Genomic DNA, 22,326 nt, shown 5'->3' with positions numbered 1-22,326 from the left:
ATGAAGCCCTCCTCCCGCACCCTGTCCGGCTGCACGGCGGCCGTGGCCGTCCTCGGCATCGGCCTGTCGGTCGTCGTCGCCGGTCCCGCGCAGGCTGCGCCGTCGGCCCCGAGCTGGGACGACGTGCGCGAGGCGAAGGCGGACACCGCCGAGGCCCAGGCGACGGTCGACGAGCTGGCCGACCGGCTCCAGGCCCTGCAGGACGCCGCGGACAGCGCCGAGGTCTCCGAGCTCCAGGCCGCGCAGGACTACGCGATGGCGGTGTCGCAGCAGCAGGCGGCGAAGGACGACCTCGACGACCTCACGGCGCAGGCGGAGCGGGCCGAGCAGAAGGCGGACGAGTCGGCGGCACAGGTCGCCGGGCTCGTCGTCGAGCTGTCCCGCACGGGCGGTGGTGACCTGTCGACCTCGATGCTCGTCGGCGCGTCCGACGCGAAGGACCTGCTCTACCGCGTCGGCACCGCCTCGCACCTGTCCGAGCGGTCGGCGCGGGTGCTCGAGCAGGCGCAGACCGACCAGAACACGGTCGAGGCGATCGCCGCGCAGCAGTCCGCCGCGACGAAGGCCCTGGCCGCAGCCACCGCGACGTCGGAGCGCACGCTGGACCAGGCGAACGCGGCGTCGGCCTCGGCCCGGACCCGGGTCCAGCAGCAGCAGGAGCAGCAGTCCGAGGTCCTCGAGCAGCTCGCGTTCCTCAAGGGCACGAGCAAGGCCACCGAGACGGCCTACTGGAACGCGCAGCAGGCGAAGCGCGCGGAGCGGCAGCTCGCGGCACGTGAGGCCGCAGCCAGCCGCGGCGACGCACCTGCGCGTGGTTCCGGCGCCAGCGCCGACCCGTCCTCGCCTTCGGTGCCCGCGCGGCCGAGCACGGACCAGCCGAGCACGGACCGCCCCGGCACGGACCAGCCGAGCACGACCCCGTCACGACCGAGCACGACCCCGTCACGACCGAGCACGACGCCGTCACGACCGAGCACGACGCCGTCGCGCCCTGCACCGGCTCCCGCACCGGCCCCCGCCCCCGCCCCGGCACCGGCCCCGGTCCCGAAGCCGGTGTCGAGCCCCTCGAAGGCCGCCGGCGCCATCGCCTACGCGCGCGCCCAGCTCGGCAAGCCGTACCTGCTCGGTGGTGCCGGACCGGGCAGCTGGGACTGCTCCGGCCTGGTGATGATGGCCTACAACTCGCAGGGCATCGCCACCGGGGGCCACAACGTCGTCTGGCAGTACAACCACTTCGCGTCGATCGGCCGGCTCGTCCCGCTGTCGCAGCGCCAGCCCGGCGACATCCTCTTCTACTCGTCCAACGGCAGCGTCTCCGGCGCCTACCACGACAGCATCGTCACGAGCTACGGCACCATGGTCGAGGCCGCCCGCCCCGGCGTCGGCGTGGTCGAGCGCAGCATCTGGCTGCCGAACCAGCTCCTGCCGTACGTCGCCCGCCCCAGCGGCTCGGTCTAGCGAGGACGCGGCCCGTCCGCCCCACGAGCACGACGGCGCCCGCACTCCCCGAGGGGAGCGCGGGCGCCGTCGTCGTGTGTACGGGCGTCAGTGACCAGCGGGGACGTACGCGGCCTGACCGGCCTGCACGATCGCCTCGGCCTCGGCGACGTCGCCCCAGCCCTCGGTCTTGACCCACTTGTTCGGCTCGAGGTCCTTGTAGCGCTCGAAGAAGTGCGCGATCTCGTCCTTCTGGCCCTGCGGCACGTCCGAGATGTCCTGGATGTGCTGCCAGCGCGGGTCCTTGGCCGGGACGCAGATGATCTTGGCGTCGCTGCCGGCCTCGTCGGTCATCTTGAAGACGCCGACCGGGCGGACCTTGACGCCGACACCCGGGTGCAGCGGGTACTCGAGCAGCACGAGCGCGTCCACGGGGTCGCCGTCGTCGGCGAGGGTCTTCTCGAAGAAGCCGTAGTCGGTCGGGTAGACGAACGCGGTGAAGAGCACGCGGTCGAGGTAGACGCGACCGGTCTCGTGGTCGACCTCGTACTTGTTGCGGCTGCCCTTGGGGATCTCGATGACGACGTCGTACGCGGCCATGTGCACTCCTGTTCCAGTGGATCTGTCGGTCGCTCGGTGAGCGCGGCTAACGTTACCGGGTGAACTCCCCGCGTCCCCGGTTGGACCCCGCCACCGCCGAGACCCGTCGCGCCGTGCGCGCGCTGCTCGCCGACGCGCTGCAGCAGGGTGTCGTCTCGGCCGGTGACCTGGTCACGGTCGCGCTGAGCGGCGGAGCCGACTCGCTGGCGCTCGCCGCCGCCACCGCGTTCGAGGCGCCGAAGCAGGACCTGCGGGCCGGCGCGGTGGTCGTCGACCACGCGCTCCAGGCGGGCAGCGAGGCGGTGGCGAGCCGCGCCTCCCGGACGGCCGCGTCGCTGGGTCTCGACCCGGTGACGGCCCGTCGGGTGGCCGTCGGCTCCGACGGGGGTCCGGAGGGCGCCGCCCGGGAGGCACGGCACGCCGCGATCGCACAGGTCGCCGCCGACACGGGGTCGCCCCTGGTGCTGTTCGGACACACCCTCGACGACCAGGCCGAGACGGTCCTGCTGGGCCTGCTGCGCGGCAGCGGGCCCGACGCGCTGTCCGGCATGCCGCCGTTGGCGCAGCGGACGGTCGGACCGGCCTACGGTCGTCCGCTGCTCGGCGTGCGCCGGCACACGACGCGGCAGGCGTGCGCCGCCGCCGGGCTCGTACCGTGGGACGACCCGCAGAACGACGACCCCGCGTACGCGCGGGTGCGGGTCCGGAACGCGCTCATGCCGGCCCTCGAGCGCGAGCTCGGCGCCGGGGTGCCCGAGGCCCTCGCGCGCACGGCCGAGCAGCTCCGCGAGGACGCCGCGGCACTCGACCACTTCGCCGAGGAGATGGCCGAGGACCTCGCAGAGCACTCCGAGGCGGGCATCTCCCTGTCCGTGCCCGAGCTGCAGGCGAACCCGCCCGCACTCCGGCAGCGACTCGTCCGCCTGGCCGTCGAGGGGGAGTTCTGCGTGACGCTGTCCCGGACGCAGACGCTCGAGGTCTGCCGGCTCGTCACCGACTGGCACGGCCAGGGACCCGTCGACCTGCCCGGTGTCCGGGCGTCGCGGGAGGGCGAGCGCATCGCGTTCGCCGCCCGTTAGAGTGCTCTGGTGGAACTCTCCGACGTCCAGGCAGACCTGTCCGAAGTGCTCTTCACCCCCGAGCAGATCGACGAGAAGCTCGCCGAACTCGCCGCGGCGGTCGACCGCGACTACGCGGGCAAGGACCCGCTGCTCGTCGGCGTGCTGAAGGGCGCCGTCATGGTGATGGCGGACTTCTCGCGGCACCTCAAGATGCAGGCGCGCATGGACTGGATGGCGGTGTCGTCGTACGGCTCCGGCACGAAGTCGTCCGGCGTGGTGCGGATCCTCAAGGACCTCGACACCGACCTGCACGGTCGTGACGTCATCATCGTCGAGGACATCATCGACTCCGGCCTGACGCTGTCCTGGCTCAAGCAGAACCTCGAGTCCCGCGGCGCCGCGAGCGTCGAGATCGTCGCGCTGCTCCGCAAACCCGAGGCCGCCAAGGTCGAGGTCGACGTGAAGTACGCCGGCTTCGAGATCCCGGACGCCTTCGTGGTCGGCTACGGCCTCGACTTCGACGAGCGCTACCGGAACCTGCGCGGAATCGGCGTGCTCGCGCCGCACGTCTACTCCTGACGGACGGACGGGGCCGTCCGAGCGACCGGACGGCTCGCACGGCGGTCTCCTGGCTCTGGTGGAGTTCGCCCGCAGAGGACACCCATTCTCGCCACAGAGTCGCCGCCGTATGCTGACCTCCACGCAACTCCGGCAGAGAAAGGTGTCGGGCCTCCGCGCCCGGATCACATGAACTTCAAGCGCATCTTCCGCGGCCCGTACCTCTACGTGCTCATCGCGCTGGTCGGCATCTTCATCGGCTGGAGCGTGATCGCGCAGTCCGGCACGCAGCAGATCGACACCCAGAAGGGTCTCGAGCAGCTCGCCGACGGCAAGGTCTCGTCCGTGGTCGTCAACTCGACCGAGCAGCGCGTCGACCTGACCCTCAAGGACGGCAACGCGAAGGAGCAGTTCTTCTACTCCACGCCGCGCGGCGACGAGGTCATCCAGGCCGTCAACGACGCGAACCTGCCCGACGGGTACAACGACATCGTGAACCAGGGCAACTGGTTCCTGTCGCTGCTCGGCATCATCCTGCCGTTCCTCATCATCGGCGCCCTGTTCTGGTTCCTCCTGTCGAGCGCCCAGGGCGGCGGCTCGAAGGTGATGCAGTTCGGCAAGTCGCGCGCGAAGATGAACAACAAGGAGAACCCGCAGGTCACGTTCGCCGACGTCGCGGGTTCCGACGAGGCGATCGAGGAACTCCACGAGATCAAGGAGTTCCTGCAGGAGCCGGCGAAGTTCCAGGCCGTCGGCGCGAAGATCCCGAAGGGCGTGCTGCTGTACGGCCCTCCCGGTACCGGCAAGACCCTGCTCGCACGAGCCGTCGCCGGCGAGGCGGGCGTGCCGTTCTACTCGATCTCCGGTTCGGACTTCGTCGAGATGTTCGTGGGTGTCGGTGCGAGCCGTGTCCGTGACCTGTTCGAGCAGGCCAAGCAGAACGCCCCCGCGATCGTCTTCATCGACGAGATCGACGCGGTCGGTCGTCACCGCGGCGCCGGCATCGGTGGCGGCAACGACGAGCGCGAGCAGACGCTGAACCAGCTGCTCGTCGAGATGGACGGCTTCGACGGCAAGACCAACGTCATCCTCATCGCCGCGACCAACCGTCCCGACGTCCTCGACCCCGCGCTCCTGCGTCCGGGCCGCTTCGACCGCCAGATCGGCGTCGACGCCCCGTCGCTCGGCGGCCGCAAGCAGATCCTCGAGGTGCACGCGAAGGGCAAGCCGCTCGCCGCGAGCGTCGACCTCGAGCTGCTCGCCCGCAAGACCCCCGGCTTCACCGGTGCCGACCTGGCGAACGTCCTCAACGAGGCCGCGCTGCTGACGGCCCGCTCGAACGCGCAGCTCATCGACAACCGTGCCCTGGACGAGGCGGTGGACCGCGTCATGGCCGGTCCGCAGCGCCGCACGCGGATCATGTCCGACCAGGAGAAGCTCATCACGGCGTACCACGAGGGCGGTCACGCCCTGGCCGCCGCCGCGATGCGCCACACCGACCCGGTCACGAAGATCACGATCCTGCCCCGCGGTCGCGCCCTCGGCTACACGATGGTGCTCCCGCTCGAGGACAAGTACTCCGTGACGCGCAACGAGCTGCTCGACCAGCTCACCTACGCCATGGGCGGCCGCGTCGCCGAGGAGATCGTGTTCCACGACCCGACCACGGGTGCGTCGAACGACATCGAGAAGGCGACCTCCACCGCGCGGAAGATGGTGACCGAGTACGGCATGAGCCGTGCCGTCGGTTCCGTCAAGCTCGGCTCGGGCTCGAGCGAGCCCTTCGTCGGCCGCGAGATGGGCGGCAGCAGCGGTCGCGACTACTCGGAGAACATCGCTGAGACGGTCGACGCCGAGACGCGTGCCCTGCTCGAGGCCGCGCACGACGAGGCCTACCAGGTGCTCAACGACAACCGCGACATCCTCGACCGCCTGGCCGGCGAGCTCCTCGAGAAGGAGACGCTGGACGCGCCGGAGCTCGTCGAGATCTTCAAGGACGTCCGCAAGCTCCCGGAGCGCCCGCAGTGGCTCTCGAGCGACAGCCGCCCGGTGTCGAACCTGCCGGCGATCTCGTACCCGGGCAAGGCCGCGTCGACCGCGGCGGAGCAGGGTGAGCCGGAGTCGTCGTCGAAGCCCCGTCGCCGCCCGTTCGGCAACCCGGGTATCGCCCCCGCCTAGCCCGGCATGACCGAGCTGCCGACGAGACGCGCGCGCCGGCTCGCCGAGGTGAGCCAGGCCGCCGCTGCCGAACGACGGGCCAGGACCGCCGCCGCGGGACCGCCGACGGTCGCGATCGACCTCCGCGCACCAGCACCGGTGCCGGAGATCGTGACCGGCCGTCGGCGTGACCGCGACGGTGCCGAGCGTCCCGCCACGGACGACCGCACCCGGGTGATGGGGATCCTCAACGTCACGCCGGACTCGTTCAGCGACGGCGGCCTGCACCTCGCGGTGGACGCCGCGGTCGCACACGCCCGTGACCTCGTCACCGCCGGGGCCGACCTGGTCGACGTCGGCGGTGAGTCCACCCGACCCGGTGCGGAGCGCGTACCGCTGGAGGTCGAACAGGAACGCGTGCTGCCGGTTGTCCGTCAGCTCGTGTCCGAGGGCATCGCCGTCAGCGTCGACACGATGAACGCCGCAACGGCGGAGCGTGCGCTCGAGGCCGGGGCCGCCATCGTCAACGACGTCTCCGGCGGACTGGCCGACCCGGACATGGTCCGCCTCGTGCGCGACACCGGCACCGGTTTCGTGGTGATGCACTGGCGCGGCCACAGCGACCGCATGTACCGGAACGCCGAGTACACCCACGCCGTGGAGGAGGTCCGGCGCGAGGTCGAGCTCCGCGTCGCCGAGCTCATCGTCCTGGGCGTCCGCGAGGAACAGGTCGTCATCGACCCGGGTCTGGGGTTCGCCAAGCGTGGCGCCCAGAACTGGGAGATCCTGGCCGGGTACGAACGGTTCGCGTCGATCGGGCTGCCCGTGCTCGTCGCCGCCTCGCGCAAACGGTTCCTCGACGGGGTGGGCAGCGCCGCCGGCGCCCCGCCGGCGGAGCGCGACCTCGCCACGGCGGCGATCAGCCTGCTCGCCGCCGAACGCGGTGCATGGGGCGTCCGCGTGCACGACCCGGCACCGACCCGTGCCGTGCTCGACGTCTGGGATGCCTGGAGGGCAGCGCGAACATGAGGGACACCATCCGACTGACCGGCGTCCGTGCCCGCGGACACCACGGCGTCTTCGACCACGAGCGCGCCGACGGCCAGGACTTCGTCGTCGACGTCGCGGTCGAGGTCGACGCCGCCGCGGCCTCGGGCAGCGACGACCTGGCCGACACCGTGCACTACGGAGTGCTCGCCGAGCAGGTCGTCGCCGAGATCGAGCGCGACCCGGTCGACCTCATCGAGACCGTCGCCGAGCGCATCGCCGCCGCGGTCCTGACGCACCGAGCGGCCCTGGCGACCGAGGTCACCGTGCACAAGCCGCAGGCGCCGATCACCGTGCCGTTCACCGACGTGTCGATCACGATCCGTCGTGCCCGCGGCGGCGCGCTGCTGCACGAGGAAGAAGAGTGAGCCGGGTGGTCATCGCCCTGGGCGCGAACCTCGGCGACCGCGGGAGCACCCTGCGCGCCGCGGCCCGGGCGATCACGGCCGTGCCCGGTGTCCGACCGGTGGCGTCGAGCCGTGAGGTCGAGTCCGTCGCCCTGACGCTGGACGGGCTGGACGACACGAAGCCGCGCTACCGGAACGGCGTGGTCGTGGTGGACACCGACCTGGCACCGCAGGAGCTCCTCGACGCCCTGCACCGCATCGAGGACGACCACGGCCGTACCCGTGAGGTCCGCTGGGGCGACCGGACGCTCGACCTGGACGTCGTGGCGATCGACGACCTCCGGCTCGACACCGCGACCCTGACGGTCCCGCACCCGCGCGCGGGGGAGCGGGCGTTCGTGCTCGCGCCGTGGCTCGACGCCGACCCGGACGCCGTGCTGCCGGGTGTCGGACGCGTCGCCGACCTGCTCGACGCGCTCGGCGACGACACGGAGCGGATCGACGAGCCGCGCCTGTTCGCGGCAGCGAGCGGCGCCTCCGGGACGGACAGCACCGGAACGGAGTCCGCCGCGTGAAGCCCACCCGTGCCTCCACCCTGATCAGCGTCGCGCTGGTCGCCGCCGTCGCCGGGTTCGCCCTCGACGCGGTCCTCGCCTCGCGCCAGGAACCCACCCTGCTGCTCTCGACGCCCCTCGGCGTGACGCTCGCCCTGATCGGCGTCGCGGTCGTCGCGATGGCCCGACCCGTCCGTCGGCACGCCCGCGACGGCGCCACCCGCCAGCACGCCGTCGACCCCCTGTACGCGACGCGGGTCGTCGTGCTCGCGAAGGCCTCGAGCATCGCGGGCGCGCTGTTCGGTGCGTTCGCCGCCGGGCTCGTCGTGTACCTCCTGACCAGGTCGGCCCTGCCCCCGCTAGGCTCGGTCCTGCCGAACGCCGTCGCGGTCGGGGGCGGTCTCGTGCTCGTGGTGTGCGCGCTCGTCGCCGAGCACATGTGCATGGCGCCGCCACCGGGCGACGACGATGACGATCTGCCGAGGGGCGGGACCGCGGCGAACTGACCGACGACCGCAGGAGGCCGTGATGCCGCTCGAACGACTGGACGAGCCGGGCCTCGGCCTGACCGGGACGACCTGGACACGGGTCTCGTCGAAGCTCGTGTGGACCGAACTCGTCAGCACGATCGTCGTCGGCGTGGTCGTGACCGCCGGGTGCGTGCTCTTCGCGGTGCTGTTCGGCGGCTTCGACGGCGCGGCCGGCACGATCTGGAGCTGCGTCGCGATCGTGGTCGCCCTCATCGCGCTGGTCACCGCCGTCCTGACGCCCCGTCGCGTCCGCGCCATCGGCTACGCCCTGCGCGACGACGACCTGGTGCTGCGCCGCGGGCTGATGTGGCAGCGGTTCACCGCCGTGCCGTACGGACGCATGCAGCTCGTCGACGTCAACCGCGGGCCGCTCGACCGGGTCCTCGGGCTCAGCGAGCTGAAGTTCGTCACCGCCGCGGCCGCGACGAACGTCCGGATCCCCGGCATCCCCGCCGCCGACGCCGACGAGCTGCGCGACCGGCTCGTCGAGCTCGCCGAGTCCCGTCGCGCCGGGCTCTAGGAGCGGTGATGACGTTCCGACCCGGGCCGCCGCCGCCCGCCCCGCCGCGGCAGGGCAACGCGGCCGCCGCGGCACCGCTCACCGACGGCGAGTGGCACCGCCTGCACCCGTTGACGCCGCTGCTCAAGGGCGGCATCTTCCTCATCGTGGTCCTCGGGTACGTCGTGAACAACCTGCGCGACCAGCTCGTCGAGTTCTTCGTGCCCGGCGGGGGACCGCGGGACGACGGCGACCCGGTCCGCTACGTGTGGGAGCACGGCGCCGTGGGTTGGGTGCTCCTCGGCATCGCGGTGCTGCTCGTCGTGCTCATCGGGTCCTTCTACGTCTCCTGGCGGATGCACGAGTTCCGCGTCACCGGTGACGTGGTCGAGGTCCGGTCCGGCGTCCTGTTCCGCAGCCACCGCAAGGCCCGGCTCGACCGGATCCAGGGCATCAACATCTCGCGGCCCGTGGTCCCGCGGATCTTCGGCACCGCGAAGCTCGAGATCGCGCAGGCGGGCAACGACGCGAACGTCCAGCTCGCCTACCTCGGGGCGAAGGCCGCGGACGACCTGCGGCAGCGCATCCTCGTCCTGGCCTCGGGCGCGCAGGACGACGAGCGGACGACGGAGCGGTCGTCGAACGGCGTGCTGCAGGACCGCGTCGGCGAGCTCTTCTCGCCGGAGCTCGACCCCGCGGCCGTGCACGCGACCCGCATCGTCAAGGTGCACCCGGGCCGGCTCATCGCGTCGATGCTGCTCTCCGGCACGACGGTGTTCTTCCTGGTGGTCATCGCGGCGATGATCGTCAGCATCGCGGTCACCGGTGAGTACGGCATCCTGATCGGACTGTTCCCGGTGGTGATCGGTGCCGGCGGGTACACCGTCCGGAAGTTCTCGCGGTCGCTGCAGTACACGATCGCCGAGACCCGCGACGGCATCCGCATCGGCTTCGGGCTCGTGTCCACCTCGAACGAGACGCTGCCGCCCGGCCGCATCCACGCCGTGAGCGTCGCGCAGCCGCTGCTGTGGCGCCCGTTCGGCTGGTGGGACGTCCGCATCAACCGCGCGACGAACGCCGGCAACGGGGCGTCGAACAACCAGCAGGTGTCCTCGATCGTGCTGCCCGTCGGCCGCGCCGAGGACGTCCGTCAGGTGCTCGACATCATCCTCCCCGGCCTCGTCGGCACCGCGGTCGCCGGTCCCAGGGCGTCGCGGGAGGAACTCCGCGAGGGCTCGTCCGAGGCGGTGAACGTCGTGGACGACAGCCTCACCACGACCGGGGACCGCGGTGGCTTCGTGCACTCGCCCGGCCGCGGCGCGTGGCTCCGGCCGTTCGCGTTCCGACGCAACGGCTACCGCTTCGTACCGGGCGCGGTGCTGCTCCGGCTCGGTGCGGTGTGGCGGTCGCTCGTGATCGTCCCGCTGCCGCGCGTGCAGAGCGTCAAGGTCGAGCAGGGGCCGCTCGAGCGCGTGCTCCGGCTCGCGTCGGTGCACGTGCACACCGTCGCCGGCCCGGTGTCCGCCCGGGTCGGGGCGCTCGACGCGCACGACGCGCAGCGGCTCTGGGCGGACACCGCGCACCGCGCCGTCGAGGCGGCCGCCGTCGACACCTCCCACCGGTGGCGCGAACGGGAGGCTCGACGCGCCCCCGCCACGCATGCGCCGGACGGTCCGTCGGACGCGCCCGCCGCTGCAACGGCTCCCACGGGCACGTGGCAGGCCGACGCGGGGACGCGCCCCGATCCTCCCGTCCGCTGGTCCGACGTGCCGCCCCCCGGAACCGCGCGGTGAGGGCGGGGCGACTCGGCGTCGGCATCGTCGGCGCGGGGAAGGTCGGGCCCGTCCTCGGGGCCGCGCTCGCGAACGCGGAGCACGCCGTCGTCGGCGTGACCGCGGTGTCCGACGCCGGGCGGGACCGCGCCGAGGCGATGCTGCCGGGCGCACCCGTCCTCGCGACCCCGGACCTGGTCGAGCGGAGCGAACTCGTGCTGCTCGCGGTGCCGGACGACCAGCTCGCACCGCTCGTGCAGGGCCTGGCGGACGCCGGCATCTGGCAGCCGGGACAACTCGTCGTGCACACGAGCCCGGACCACGGCGTCGAGGTGCTCCGGCCGGCGCTGTCGGCCGGGGCGATCCCACTTGCGATCCACCCCGCGATGGCGTTCACCGGGACGAGCGTCGACCTCGCCCGGCTCCGCGACGCGTACTGCGCCGTGACCGCGCCTGCACCGGTGCTCCCCATCGCCCAGGCGCTCGTCGTCGAGATGGGTGCCGAACCCTTCGTCGTCAGCGAGCAGGACCGCCCCGCGTACGCCGATGCGGTGCGGGCCGCGGTGTCCTTCTCGACCGCGATCGTCGACCAGTCCGCGGGCACGCTCTCCGGCATCGGGGTGGAGCACCCCGGCCGGGTGCTCGGCGCGCTCGTCCGCTCGGCGGTCGACAACGCCCTCGCCGCGGCCGACGGCCAGGCCGCCCTGTAGCGGTCCGTCCGGTTCCGGGCGGGAGCGGTGCGCCCGGTACCATCGACGCATCCCCACGACCCATCGGAGCCGCACCAGCATGACCGACGAGACCGCCCCCGCCACCGAGCCCTCGGGCGACGGCCCCTCCGCAGCGGAGCTCGCCGCCGCCGAGACCAGCGAACAGCGACAGGTGCGGCTCGACAAGCGGGCGAAGCTCCTGGATGCCGGCATCGAGGCGTACCCGGCCGAGCTGCCGGTCACGACCACCATCCCGGCGGTCCGCGAGCAGTACGCGCACCTGGAGACCGGCGAGGAGACGCAGGACGTCGTCGGTGTCGCCGGACGCATCGTGTTCTCGCGCAACACCGGCAAGCTCTGCTTCGCGACCCTGCAGTCCGGCGACGGCGCGCGCATCCAGGCGATGGTGTCCCTCGCCGAGGTCGGCGACGAGTCGCTCGCGCGCTGGAAGGAGTACGTCGACCTCGGCGACCACGTGTTCGTGCACGGTCGGGTGATCTCCTCGCGTCGTGGCGAGCTGAGCATCATGGTCGACGACTGGGCGATCGCGGCGAAGGCGATCCTGCCGCTGCCGAACCTGCACAACGAGCTGAACGAGGAGACCCGGGTCCGTCAGCGGTACCTCGACCTGATCGTCCGCGACCAGGCCCGCGAGACCGTCCGTGCCCGTGCCGCCGTGATGGCGTCCCTCCGCCAGACCTTCACCGGGCACGAGTACCTGGAGGTCGAGACCCCGATGCTGCAGACGCAGCACGGCGGTGCCTCGGCCCGGCCCTTCGTCACGCACTCGAACGCGTTCGACACCGACCTCTACCTGCGCATCGCGCCGGAGCTCTTCCTCAAGCGCGCCGTCGTCGGCGGCATCGACCGGGTGTTCGAGATCAACCGCAACTTCCGGAACGAGGGAGCCGACTCGTCGCACTCGCCCGAGTTCGCGATGGTCGAGGCGTACCAGGCGTACGGCAACTACGAGCAGATGGCCGACCTGACGCAGGAGCTCGTGCAGAACGCGGCGAAGGCGGTGACCGGCGGCTCCCTCGTCGTGACGCTCGCCGACGGCTCCGAGTACGACCTCGGTGGCGAGTGGGCCCGCATGGACATGTACGGCTCGCTGTCCGAGGCCGCAGGGCGCGGGATCACCCCGGAGACCCCGCTGTCCGAGCTGGTCGCGCTCGCCGAGGCCGAGGGTGTCGAGGTCGCGCACGCCACGCACGGCAAGTACGTCGAGGAGCTGTGGGAGCACTTCCACGGGGACGACCTGCACGCGCCGACGTTCGTGATGAACTTCCCGGTCGACACCTCGCCGCTCACCCGCGAGCACCGCACCCGACCCGGCGTCGTCGAGAAGTGGGACCTCTACGTCCGCGGGTTCGAGCTCGCGACCGCGTACTCCGAGCTCGTCGACCCCGTCGTGCAGCGCGAGCGCTTCGTCGAGCAGGCGAAGCTCGCGGCCGGCGGCGACCCCGAGGCGATGCGCGTCGACGAGGAGTTCCTGCGGGCGCTCGAGCACGCGATGCCGCCGTCGGGCGGCATGGGCATGGGCGTCGACCGCCTGCTCATGGCGATCACCGGTCTCGGGATCCGCGAGACGATCCTGTTCCCGCTCGTGAAGTAGGGTCGCGACCCGACGACGGACGGGAGGCGCGGTGTCGGCCGGCACCGCGCCTCCCGTCCGTCGTCGTCCGGCACAGCGGGGCGCGGTACGATGCTCCGGTGCCAGAGGGAGTCGTGACCGGGATCATCTTCGCCGTGACGCCGACCATCGTCGTCGGCCTCATCTTCTGGTTCGTGATGCGCGCGATCATGCGCGCGGACCGCACGGAGCGCGCGGCGTACGCGAAGGTCGAGGCCGAGGAGCGCGTCCGCTACGAGCGCGAGCACGGCCGACCGGCACCCGCGCCGACGTCGGCGGAGTGAGCCCCGCCGGCACCGCGTCACCGCCCGTTCACCGTCGGGTGGTGCACTCGTGTGCGTGGACGCACGACCGACGGACCCCGCGCACCTGACCGAACCCGCGGACCTCGACCCCGAGGACGCCTTCGGCCACTCCGTCCTGCCCGACCCGCTGCGCGACGCCGTGTGGTCGGACGAGGACGACGACGACATCGACGTCTGAGCGTCCGCACCCGGTCACCGCGCGTTCACCGCGGCGTCGCCCCGCGGGGTGACCATCGTCGGCATGTCCATCACGCACGCCTTCACCGGCCGCAGCCTCGTCGGCGACATCGAGAGCGAGTACGACGAGTTCGACCGCGACGCCGACCTCGAGACCTCCAAGCGACGGGACGGGTGGCTCGAACCCTCCTGGTGACACCGAGCACCCTTCGGTCTTCGGGGTACGGAGTCCGGATCACGACGATCCGGAACGCCGTACCCCTTTTCCGTGTCCACGAGGCGCAGCGGCGCGGGGTACATGGGTGACCGCGGTTGCGAAACACGGTCGAAACACCGGAAACACGGCGGCATCCCCTTGTGTTCGGGGATCGAGCGGGGGCAGGCTGTCCTCGGGGCTGTACCCCGCGGGGGACAGTTCCGATGGTGAAGCACGGTGTTCCCTGGGAATCGATCCGATCGGTTTGTGGGGTACACCTTGCGACCGCTTTACTCATCAGCACCCCCCCAACGAGGCCATCACCGTCGAACCGCAGGGAGAGTCACCATGACGATCGCGACCGCAGCACCGAAGACGACGACCACTGGCACCACCGCGCGCCGCAGCAAGAAGGCAGCCGCCGCGAAGACCGCGGACGCCGCGGTGGAGACCACCACGCTCGACACCGAGGTCGAGGCCGACGAGCAGCTCGCGGGTGTCCGCGGCGCCTCGGTCGACCAGGTCGGCGACTACCTGCGCCACATCGGTCGCCTCTCGCTCCTGACCGCCGAGGAGGAGGCGGACATCGCCCGCCGCATCGAGGTCGGTCTGTTCGCCGAGGAGAAGCTCAACACCGAGTCCGGCATCGACAAGAAGCTGCAGCGTGAGCTGCGCTGGCTCGTCCGCGACGGTGAGCGCGCCAAGGAGCGCATGATCACCTCGAACCTCCGCCTCGTCGTGAGCATCGCGAAGCGCTACTCGCAGCGCGGCCTGCCGTTCATGGACGTCATCCAGGAGGGCAACCTCGGCCTGGTCCGCGCCGTCGAGAAGTTCGACTTCACGCAGGGCTACAAGTTCTCGACCTACGCCACCTGGTGGATCCGCCAGGCGATCTCGCGTGGTCTCGCCGACAAGGCACGCACGATCCGCATCCCGGTGCACACCGTGGAGCTCATCAACAAGATCTCGCGCACCGAGCGCGACCTGACCGTGGACCTCGGCCGTGCGCCGATGCCCGACGAGGTCGCCGCGGAGCTCAGCATGAGCACCGAGGAGCTCCTCGACCTCAAGGGCCGCTCGCACGAGCCGGTGTCGATCCACACCGTGGTCGGCGACTCCGACGACAGCGAGCTCGGCGACTTCATCGAGGACGAGGACGCCGCGAGCCCGAACGAGCTCACCGAGACCACGCTCCTGCACCGCGACATCCGCTCGATCGTCGCCGAGCTGCCGAGCGACGAGGCCAACGTCATCCGCATGCGCTACGGCCTGGACGACGACAAGCCGATGACGCTCGACGAGATCTCGAAGATCGTCCACACGACCCGCCAGGCGGTCAGCCGGGTGGAGTCGCGTGCGAAGCTGCGCCTGTTCGCGAAGGCCGTGGGCCAGGACATGCAGCTGTACCTGACCGACTGAGGTCAGCAGGCTTCGGCCGGCGCGTGAGCGTCGGCACGGGGAACCGGGCCGTCCTGTGGGAAGGCGGTCCGGTGGGGTGATGGGACGGCCCGTCCAGGCACTGCCTGGACGGGCCACTCGTCTGTCCGGGCCGGCTGCGCCGGTCAGTCCTCGAGTTCGCGCCCGAGCTTCTGGCGCAGGTCCTGCGGGATGAGCTCGATGAGCTGGTCCGGTCGAACCGGCAGATCGAGCAGGCTGAGCTTCACCCGGCCCGTCCGCCCGTGCCGCTCGGCGTCCAGCCGCACGACGCTGCCGGCGTCCTTCCGGAGCCGGACGTCGATCTGCGCCCCGGTCGCGACCTCGCCCACGACGAGCCCGTCGACCTCGAGTGCCGCACTCCGCGTGCCCTCGGCGATGTCGAACCGGTAGCGCTCCCGGGCGGCGAGCACCACGGCGCGGTCGATGCCGGCCATCGGGGCGACCGGGGTCACGACCGAGCCGGAGAGGGCGGGGGAGAGCACGGGTCCGCCGGCGGCGTAGTTGTAGGCGGTGGAGCCGGCGGGCGTCGCGGCGACGATGGCGTCGGCGCGGTAGTAGCCGTAGCCGAGCCCGTTCACGCTGAGGTCGGCGGACACCTGCCCGGCACCGGGTCGACGCACGATCGTGAGGTCGTTGAACGCCAGGTAGTCGGTGCGTGCACCACCCCAGGACAGACGCGCCTCGAGGGCGTGGTGCGGTTCGAGCTGGTACTCGCCGGCGGACAGGCGGTCGAGGGCGGCCTCGAGCTCGGGCGGCTCGATCTCGACGAGGAACCCGACGTTGCCGTAGTTCACCCCGAGCACCGGCACCGGGCGCTTCGCGACGAGCCGCATCGCGCCGAGCATCGTACCGTCGCCGCCGAGCGAGACGACGAGGTCGACCCGCTCCGTGAAGTCGTCGTCGCCGATCACGTCGACACCGCCGCCGATGCGCTGGGCGTCGGCACGCCGGGCGACGAGCTGGCCACGGCCGGAGGCGTTCCACCGCTGCAGGGTCGCGATCGACTCCTGCACGTTCTTGGTGGGGTGGACGACGAGGCCGACGACGGGCTGCTCCATGAGCGCAGCGTACCCGGAGCCCCCGAAGCGCCCCTGGTGGAGCCGAGCACGCGCGCAGCGCACGGAGCGCACAGAGAGGTCACGCCCACGGCGAACAGGGGCAGCCCTGCGGGGGTCCGCTGGTTAGTCTCGATGTACGTCACCGAGCTCCCACGAGCTCGGCAAGGGAGAGCACATGTTCGAGAGATTCACCGACCGAGCCCGTCGTGTTGTCGTCCTCGCTCAAGAAGAAGCGAAGATGCTCAACCACAACTACATCGGCACCGAGCACATCCTCCTCGGCCTCATCCACGAGGGCGAGGGCGTCGCCGCCAAGGCGCTGGAGTCGCTCGGCATCTCGCTCGATGCCGTCCGCGAGCAGGTCCAGGACATCATCGGGCAGGGGCAGCAGCAGCCGACCGGGCACATCCCGTTCACGCCGCGCGCCAAGAAGGTGCTCGAGCTGTCCCTGCGCGAGGCGCTGCAGCTCGGCCACAACTACATCGGGACCGAGCACATCCTGCTCGGCCTCATCCGCGAGGGCGAGGGCGTCGCCGCACAGGTGCTCGTCAAGCTCGGCGCGGACCTCAACCGGGTCCGCCAGCAGGTCATCCAGCTGCTGTCCGGCTACCAGGGCAAGGAAGCGGTCGCCGTCGGCGGCGAGCAGCAGCAGAACGCCCAGCAGGGCTCGCAGGTCCTCGACCAGTTCGGTCGGAACCTCACCCAGGCCGCGCGCGACGCCAAGCTCGACCCGGTCATCGGGCGCGAGAAGGAGATGGAGCGGGTCATGCAGATCCTCTCCCGCCGCTCCAAGAACAACCCCGTCCTGATCGGTGAGCCGGGCGTCGGCAAGACCGCGGTCGTCGAGGGCCTCGCCCAGGCGATCGTCAAGGGCGACGTGCCGGAGACGCTGAAGGACAAGCAGCTCTACTCGCTCGACCTCGGGTCGCTCATCGCCGGGTCCCGCTACCGCGGTGACTTCGAGGAGCGCCTCAAGAAGGTCACGAAGGAGATCCGCACCCGCGGCGACATCATCGTCTTCATCGACGAGATCCACACGCTCGTCGGTGCCGGCGCTGCCGAGGGTGCGATCGACGCCGCGTCGATCCTCAAGCCGCTCCTCGCCCGCGGTGAGCTGCAGACGGTCGGCGCCACCACGCTCGACGAGTACCGCAAGCACTTCGAGAAGGACGCCGCACTCGAGCGTCGCTTCCAGCCGGTGCAGGTCAACGAGCCGTCGCTGCCGCACGCGATCAACATCCTCAAGGGCCTCCGCGACAAGTACGAGGCGTTCCACAAGGTGTCCATCACCGACGGCGCGATCGTCGCCGCGGCGAACCTGGCGGACCGCTACGTGCAGGACCGCTTCCTGCCGGACAAGGCCATCGACCTGATCGACGAGGCCGGCGCACGCCTCCGCCTGTCGATCCTGTCGGCGCCGCCGGAGCTCCGCGAGTTCGACGAGAAGATCTCGACGGTCCGCGGGCAGAAGGAAGCCGCAATCGAGGAGCAGGACTTCGAGAAGGCCGCGAGCCTGCGCGACGAGGAGAAGAAGCTCCTCGGCGAGCGTCTCCGCCTCGAGAAGCAGTGGCGTGCCGGTGACGTCGCCGCGTCCGGCACCGTCGACGAGGGCATCATCGCCGAGGTCCTGGCGCAGGCCACGGGCATCCCGGTCTTCAAGCTCACGGAAGAGGAGACCTCGCGTCTCGTCTTCATGGAGAAGGCCCTGCACGAGCGCGTCATCGGTCAGGAAGAGGCCATCTCGGCCCTCTCGAAGACCATCCGCCGCACCCGTGCCGGCCTGAAGGACCCGAACCGCCCCTCGGGCTCGTTCATCTTCGCCGGCCCCACGGGCGTCGGGAAGACCGAGCTCGCCAAGGCGCTCGCCGAGTTCCTGTTCGACGACGAGGGCGCGCTGATCTCCCTCGACATGTCGGAGTTCGGCGAGAAGCACACGGTCTCGCGACTCTTCGGTGCCCCTCCCGGGTTCGTCGGGTTCGAGGAGGGCGGCCAGCTCACCGAGAAGGTGCGCCGCAAGCCGTTCTCCGTGGTCCTGTTCGACGAGATCGAGAAGGCCCACCCGGACATCTTCAACTCGCTGCTGCAGGTCCTCGAAGAGGGTCGTCTGACCGATGGTCAGGGCCGCGTGGTCGACTTCAAGAACACCGTCATCATCATGACCACGAACCTCGGTTCGCAGGGCATCGCGGGTGGCCCGGTGGGCTTCCAGGTCGAGGGTGACTCGGCCGTCGGCTACGACCGCATGCGCTCGAAGGTGAACGAGGAGCTCAAGAAGCACTTCAAGCCCGAGTTCCTGAACCGCGTCGACGACACGATCGTGTTCCCGCAGCTCTCGCAGTCCGAGCTGCTGCAGATCGTGGACCTGTTCGTGAAGCGCCTGTCGGACCGCCTGCTGGACCGCGACATGACGGTGGAGCTCACGCTCGCCGCCAAGGAGCAGCTCATCAAGGTCGGGTTCGACCCGGCGCTCGGTGCCCGCCCGCTCCGCCGCGCGATGCAGCACGAGGTCGAGGACCAGCTGTCCGAGCACATCCTGCAGGGTGAGCTCAACGCCGGCGACCACGTGAAGGTCGACTTCGCCGAGGGCGCGTTCCAGTTCGAGACCGGGCGTCAGCCGGGTCGCGAGGAGGTCCTCGCCGGGGCGGCCGCGGTCGAGTCCGCGGAGACCCCGCAGGGCGAGATCGAGTCCTAGGACCGGTCGCTCCACACGACGGACGGGAGGCGTGGTGCCAGCTGGCACCACGCCTCCCGTCCGTCGTGTGTCCGCTGGGCGCAACTCGCGAGCCAGCCCGACCGGACGTGGCCCTCGACCGGGGGTAGTCTGAGAGACGTGCGAGGGGTTCCCCCCAACGCCTCGCACCCGATGTCCGGCTGGTTCCCCCCAACGGGTCGGACGTCAGTGGCCCCGGTCTCCCCCGACCGGGGCCACTTCCGTGTGCGGGGGTCCCGGCCTGCCCGTCGTCCGTGTGGCGCGTCCTGCGCCCCGTCGCGGGTCGTTCGTGTGCCCGGCCGCACATTGATGGAGCAGACGACGTCGAGTCGCGGGACCGGACCCGACGTCTTCTGCTCCATCGACGAGAGGGGGAGCGCGAATCGGCGAGGGCGGGTGCGCGCCGAGCGCGGGCAGGGAGCGTGGAAGCCTGGCTCAGGCCAGCGTGGCGGCGAAGTCGCGGACGGCGGCCTCCCAGCGCTCCGGATCCTCGTTCCACTCCAGGGTGTGGCGGGCGTGCTCGAAGGCCACGACACGGGCGCCACGGGCCCGCTGCGCCGCGAGGTCCGGCTCGGCGACGAGCGGGTCCGCCGTCGAGTGCAGGAGCAGTGTGGGCGTGCCCTCGGCCTGCCACCGCGTCACGGTGAGCGGGTAGGGCACCCCGGCGAGCCGGCTGAGTCCGGGCGTCGTCGCGACGCGTCCGGCGACCACAGCGACCGCCGCGGGGAAGCGTGCGGTCGTCACGGCGCCGCGCAGGGCCGAGCGGACGTCGAGGAGCGGTGCGACACCGACGATGGCGTCCACCGGCGTGCGTGCCGCGGCGGCGGAGGCGGCGAGGGCGCCGGCGGACCACCCCTGCAGCACGACGCGCTCGGCACCGCGGGCCCGGGCAGCGTGGGCGGCCGCGGCGACACGGTCGACGGCTGCCGGGTCGAGGGAGCGCAGCGGCAGGTCGGTCGTGTCGACGACCTGGTTCGAGGCGCCGAGCGACCGCCAGACCCGCAGACCGCGGAGCACCTGCTGCGGACCGATCGACTGCCCGTGCACGTGGACGACGTGCGTGCGGGCGATGCCGTCCGGCTCGGTGCCCGGGACGTCCTGCTCGGTCGTGTACACGAGCTCGGACTCCGGCGGGGTGACGGGTGCCGGACGGAGGAGGCGGCGGGCGGCAGCGGCGCCGAGGGCCACGCTCCCGGCGGTGGCGATCGCGGTGCCGGTCACGGCGGTGCGGATGAGCTGCATGCCGCCCACTCTGCCAGCGTGACGTGCGCGGCGGCGGAGTGGACACAGACACAGACGGACGGGAGGCACGGTGCCAGCTGGCACCGTGCCTCCCGTCCGTCAGTCTGTGCGGAGTGTCCTAGGCCTGGACGTCGCCGCGCCAGCCCGGCTCGGTCGGGGCGTTCTCGACGCGCTCCTTGTAGTTCTGCAGGTCCTTCTTCACGGCGTGACCACCGACGCCCACGGCGGAACCAAGCTTCTCGAGGAGGCCGGTCGGCTCCCAGTCGATCTGCGCGGTGACGCGGGTCTCGGTGTCCGAGAGCTTGTGGAAGGTCACGACGCCGGCGTGCTCGACCTCGCCGTCCTTGACGGTCCACGCGACGCGCTCGTCGGGGTGCTGCTCGGAGATGACGGCGCGGAAGTCGCGCTCCTGACCGGCGACCTTGACGGTCCAGTCGGTGGTCTTGTCGTCGACCTGGACGATCTTCTCGACCTCGTCGAGGAACGTGGGGAACTCCTCGAACCGGGTCCACTGGTCGTACGCCTGACGGACCGGGACGTTGACGTCGACGGTCTCGATGATCTGGGGCATGTTCGCTCCTTCGTTTCGTCGTGCTCTCGGTTTCCCGTTGGACGGTAGGCCTGTCAGCCTGGGCGACCTCCAGGGGCCGTGTCCCCCTGCGGGCCCGGGATGACGCATGCTCGCGCTCTATGCTCGGGAGGATGACGGGACACGGGAAGCACGCGTTCGACGAGCGGGACGAGCACGGGATCCGGGTGCGACCGGCGCTCGCGTCCGACGTGCCGCACATCCAGCGACTCATCGCCCCGTACGTCGACCGGCGCATCCTGCTCGGCAAGGAGAACGTCGCGCTCTACGGTTCGATCCAGCAGTTCCGGATCGCCGAGGGGCCGGACGGCGTGCCGATCGGCTGCGGTGCCCTCGCGGTGTTCTGGGACGACATCGCCGAGGTGCGCACGCTCGCGCTCGACGCCGACTGGATCCACAAGCGCGTCGGGCACCGCATGCTCGAGGCGCTCGAGCACGACGCCCGCGAGCTCGGGGTCGCGCGGATCTTCTGCCTGACCTTCGAGGTCGAGTTCTTCGCCAAGCACGGGTACCTGGAGATCGGCGAGCAGGTCGTCTCGCCCGACGTGTACGCCGAACTCGTGCGCTCGTCGGACGAGGGGGTCGCGGAGTTCCTCGACCTGGCCCGGGTGAAGCCGAACACACTCGGCAACACCCGCATGTTGAAGATCCTCTGACCGTCCCTCGGCTGGGGATCCTCTGACGCTTTCGGGGACGCCTCGGCGTCGCGCCGCGACCGGGCGGCGGGTTCGCCCTACCCTTTGCGCATGTCGTCGTTCCGCCACCCCGTCGGACCCCAGTCGCCCGGTGTCTACTGGCGCCGTCGCGCGCTCGTCGTCGGCGTGCTGCTGCTCATCGTCGTGGTGGTCGTGCTGATCGTCGTCGGACGCGGGAACGGGGCGTCGTCGGCGTCCGCGCCGGGAGCGTCGGCGTCCGCTTCCTCCGGGTCGGACTCCGCGGCATCGTCCGGCTCGACCCCGGCGGGTGCGCCGTCCGCGTCGGCGTCGCCGTCCGGGGCCGCGTCCGGGGACGGCTCCGGTTCCGGTTCTGGCTCCGGCTCCGGCGACGCCGCGACCTGCTCGAAGGACCAGATCGAGCTCACCCCCGTGGTCGACAAGAGCACCTACGGTCCGACCGAGGACCCGCAGATCGCGATGTCGATCAAGAACACCGGGTCGGACGACTGCCACATGGACCTCGGGTCGGCGCAGCAGGTCCTGACGATCAGTTCCGGCGAGGAGCAGTACTGGTCGTCGAAGGACTGCCAGACCGGTGGGACGAACCAGGACGTCACGATCAAGGCGGGTCAGGAGCTCACGACGCCGCCGATCGCGTGGGACCGCACCCGCTCGTCGACCACCACGTGCGACTCGTCGCGGCCGTCGGTCACCGGGGGTGGCGCTAGCTACCACCTGCAGGTCGCGGTGGGGGACCTGGAGTCGAAGGAGTCGGCGCAGTTCGTCCTCAACTGACGCGAGGTGTGCGCTGCGTCGTCGGAACCGGGTGACGGTCGTCCCGGACGTGGCGCGGGCCGGAGCGGCTGGGCGTGTACGGGGTAGAGCCCGGAGCGGTTGGGCGTGTCCGGGCTAGAGACCCTGTTCTTCGGGGCTGTCGGGGCTCAGGCCCGTCAGGAAGTCGGTGAGGAACTCGTCGACGTCGAAGGGCTGTTCCCTGTCTTCCGGTCCGGGGTGTGGGGAAGTCATCCGTCAACGGTACGACAGATCGCTA

23 protein-coding genes are annotated in these 22,326 nt (G+C 71.4%); 19 read left to right on the top strand and 4 right to left on the bottom strand.

What is annotated here, in order from left to right; genetic code table 11:
• Positions 1-1,458 carry an NlpC/P60 family protein gene (locus DEJ23_RS12540; protein WP_111240590.1) on the top strand — a complete coding sequence of 486 codons (1,458 nt, stop codon included), beginning with the start codon at positions 1-3 and terminating at the stop codon, positions 1,456-1,458.
• A gap of 87 nt (positions 1,459-1,545) precedes the next feature.
• Here DEJ23_RS12540 and DEJ23_RS12535 read toward each other — a convergent pair whose 3' ends face one another.
• Complete coding sequence (locus tag DEJ23_RS12535; RefSeq protein WP_111240589.1) at positions 1,546-2,037, bottom strand: inorganic diphosphatase; 492 nt, start codon at positions 2,035-2,037, stop codon at positions 1,546-1,548.
• A gap of 59 nt (positions 2,038-2,096) precedes the next feature.
• On the opposite strand from DEJ23_RS12535, the gene tilS reads away from it, so the two are divergent.
• The 15 genes from tilS to DEJ23_RS12470 all read left to right on the top strand — a co-directional run bounded on the left by tilS (position 2,097) and on the right by DEJ23_RS12470 (position 15,002).
• Positions 2,097-3,116, top strand: coding sequence for a tRNA lysidine(34) synthetase TilS (gene tilS, locus DEJ23_RS12530; protein ID WP_111240588.1), 1,020 nt, complete (start codon positions 2,097-2,099; stop codon positions 3,114-3,116).
• A 9-nt stretch (positions 3,117-3,125) separates the two neighbouring features.
• Entirely contained in the window at positions 3,126-3,677 is a 552-nt protein-coding gene (hpt, locus tag DEJ23_RS12525; RefSeq protein WP_111240587.1) for a hypoxanthine phosphoribosyltransferase, read from the top strand.
• Positions 3,678-3,845: 168 nt separating this feature from the next.
• Positions 3,846-5,834, top strand: coding sequence for an ATP-dependent zinc metalloprotease FtsH (gene ftsH, locus DEJ23_RS12520; protein WP_111240586.1), 1,989 nt, complete (start codon positions 3,846-3,848; stop codon positions 5,832-5,834).
• A gap of 6 nt (positions 5,835-5,840) precedes the next feature.
• Positions 5,841-6,842, top strand: coding sequence for a dihydropteroate synthase (gene folP / locus DEJ23_RS12515; protein ID WP_220034233.1), 1,002 nt, complete (start codon positions 5,841-5,843; stop codon positions 6,840-6,842).
• On the top strand, positions 6,839-7,228 hold the full coding sequence (folB, locus tag DEJ23_RS12510; protein ID WP_111240585.1) for a dihydroneopterin aldolase: 390 nt from the start codon (positions 6,839-6,841) through the stop codon (positions 7,226-7,228). Before folP ends, folB begins: the two co-directional genes overlap by 4 nt.
• Positions 7,225-7,782, top strand: a complete 558-nt coding sequence (folK, locus tag DEJ23_RS12505) for a 2-amino-4-hydroxy-6-hydroxymethyldihydropteridine diphosphokinase (RefSeq protein ID WP_111240584.1) — start codon at positions 7,225-7,227, stop codon at positions 7,780-7,782. Before folB ends, folK begins: the two co-directional genes overlap by 4 nt.
• Positions 7,779-8,267: a DUF3180 domain-containing protein gene (locus DEJ23_RS12500; protein ID WP_181429252.1), complete on the top strand. Its 489-nt coding sequence runs from the start codon at positions 7,779-7,781 to the stop codon at positions 8,265-8,267. Before folK ends, DEJ23_RS12500 begins: the two co-directional genes overlap by 4 nt.
• A 22-nt stretch (positions 8,268-8,289) precedes the next feature.
• Positions 8,290-8,811, top strand: coding sequence for a PH domain-containing protein (locus DEJ23_RS12495; protein WP_111240582.1), 522 nt, complete (start codon positions 8,290-8,292; stop codon positions 8,809-8,811).
• An 8-nt stretch (positions 8,812-8,819) separates the two neighbouring features.
• Positions 8,820-10,583, top strand: a complete 1,764-nt coding sequence (locus DEJ23_RS12490; protein WP_111240581.1) for a PH domain-containing protein — start codon at positions 8,820-8,822, stop codon at positions 10,581-10,583.
• Positions 10,580-11,272, top strand: a complete 693-nt coding sequence (locus DEJ23_RS12485) for a Rossmann-like and DUF2520 domain-containing protein (RefSeq protein ID WP_375342277.1) — start codon at positions 10,580-10,582, stop codon at positions 11,270-11,272. The genes DEJ23_RS12490 and DEJ23_RS12485 overlap by 4 nt, the downstream gene beginning before the upstream one ends.
• A gap of 79 nt (positions 11,273-11,351) precedes the next feature.
• Positions 11,352-12,887: a lysine--tRNA ligase gene (gene lysS / locus DEJ23_RS12480; protein WP_111240580.1), complete on the top strand. Its 1,536-nt coding sequence runs from the start codon at positions 11,352-11,354 to the stop codon at positions 12,885-12,887.
• A gap of 98 nt (positions 12,888-12,985) precedes the next feature.
• Positions 12,986-13,189 (top strand): hypothetical protein, encoded by a 204-nt coding sequence (locus tag DEJ23_RS12475; protein ID WP_111240579.1) that lies wholly within the window; start codon positions 12,986-12,988, stop codon positions 13,187-13,189.
• Positions 13,190-13,244: 55 nt separating this feature from the next.
• The gene (locus DEJ23_RS15785) at positions 13,245-13,388 is read left to right on the top strand and encodes a hypothetical protein (RefSeq protein WP_181429251.1); all 144 of its coding nucleotides are present in this window, start codon (positions 13,245-13,247) and stop codon (positions 13,386-13,388) included.
• 63 nt (positions 13,389-13,451) lie between these two features.
• The gene (locus tag DEJ23_RS15975) at positions 13,452-13,583 is read left to right on the top strand and encodes a hypothetical protein (RefSeq protein WP_258375509.1); all 132 of its coding nucleotides are present in this window, start codon (positions 13,452-13,454) and stop codon (positions 13,581-13,583) included.
• 348 nt (positions 13,584-13,931) lie between these two features.
• Positions 13,932-15,002: a sigma-70 family RNA polymerase sigma factor gene (locus DEJ23_RS12470; protein WP_111240578.1), complete on the top strand. Its 1,071-nt coding sequence runs from the start codon at positions 13,932-13,934 to the stop codon at positions 15,000-15,002.
• A 143-nt stretch (positions 15,003-15,145) separates the two neighbouring features.
• Here the strand turns inward: DEJ23_RS12470 and DEJ23_RS12465 are convergent, their stop codons facing one another.
• The gene (locus DEJ23_RS12465) at positions 15,146-16,078 is read right to left on the bottom strand and encodes an NAD(+)/NADH kinase (protein ID WP_111240577.1); all 933 of its coding nucleotides are present in this window, start codon (positions 16,076-16,078) and stop codon (positions 15,146-15,148) included.
• A 175-nt stretch (positions 16,079-16,253) separates the two neighbouring features.
• Here DEJ23_RS12465 and DEJ23_RS12460 point away from each other — a divergent pair, with 175 nt between their 5' ends.
• A complete protein-coding gene (locus DEJ23_RS12460) occupies positions 16,254-18,770 on the top strand; it encodes an ATP-dependent Clp protease ATP-binding subunit (protein WP_111240576.1) in 2,517 nt (838 codons plus the stop codon).
• Between the two features lie 453 nt (positions 18,771-19,223).
• On the opposite strand, the gene DEJ23_RS12455 is transcribed toward DEJ23_RS12460, so the two are convergent.
• Both DEJ23_RS12455 and DEJ23_RS12450 read right to left on the bottom strand, forming a co-directional pair.
• The gene (locus DEJ23_RS12455; RefSeq protein WP_146240298.1) at positions 19,224-20,030 is read right to left on the bottom strand and encodes a hypothetical protein; all 807 of its coding nucleotides are present in this window, start codon (positions 20,028-20,030) and stop codon (positions 19,224-19,226) included.
• 118 nt (positions 20,031-20,148) lie between these two features.
• Positions 20,149-20,601 carry an SRPBCC family protein gene (locus tag DEJ23_RS12450; protein WP_111240574.1) on the bottom strand — a complete coding sequence of 151 codons (453 nt, stop codon included), beginning with the start codon at positions 20,599-20,601 and terminating at the stop codon, positions 20,149-20,151.
• Positions 20,602-20,732: 131 nt separating this feature from the next.
• On the opposite strand from DEJ23_RS12450, the gene DEJ23_RS12445 reads away from it, so the two are divergent.
• On the top strand, positions 20,733-21,275 hold the full coding sequence (locus DEJ23_RS12445) for an amino-acid N-acetyltransferase (RefSeq protein WP_111240573.1): 543 nt from the start codon (positions 20,733-20,735) through the stop codon (positions 21,273-21,275).
• A 90-nt stretch (positions 21,276-21,365) separates the two neighbouring features.
• Complete coding sequence (locus DEJ23_RS12440) at positions 21,366-22,070, top strand: hypothetical protein (protein WP_111240572.1); 705 nt, start codon at positions 21,366-21,368, stop codon at positions 22,068-22,070.
• The last annotated feature ends 256 nt before the right edge of the window (positions 22,071-22,326 follow it).

The sequence above is a fragment of the Curtobacterium sp. MCSS17_008 genome (assembly GCF_003234185.1).
Taxonomy (GTDB): domain Bacteria; phylum Actinomycetota; class Actinomycetes; order Actinomycetales; family Microbacteriaceae; genus Curtobacterium.
The sequence above is the reverse complement of the archived record's forward strand: the minus strand, read 5'-3'. Positions and strand labels throughout refer to the sequence as shown.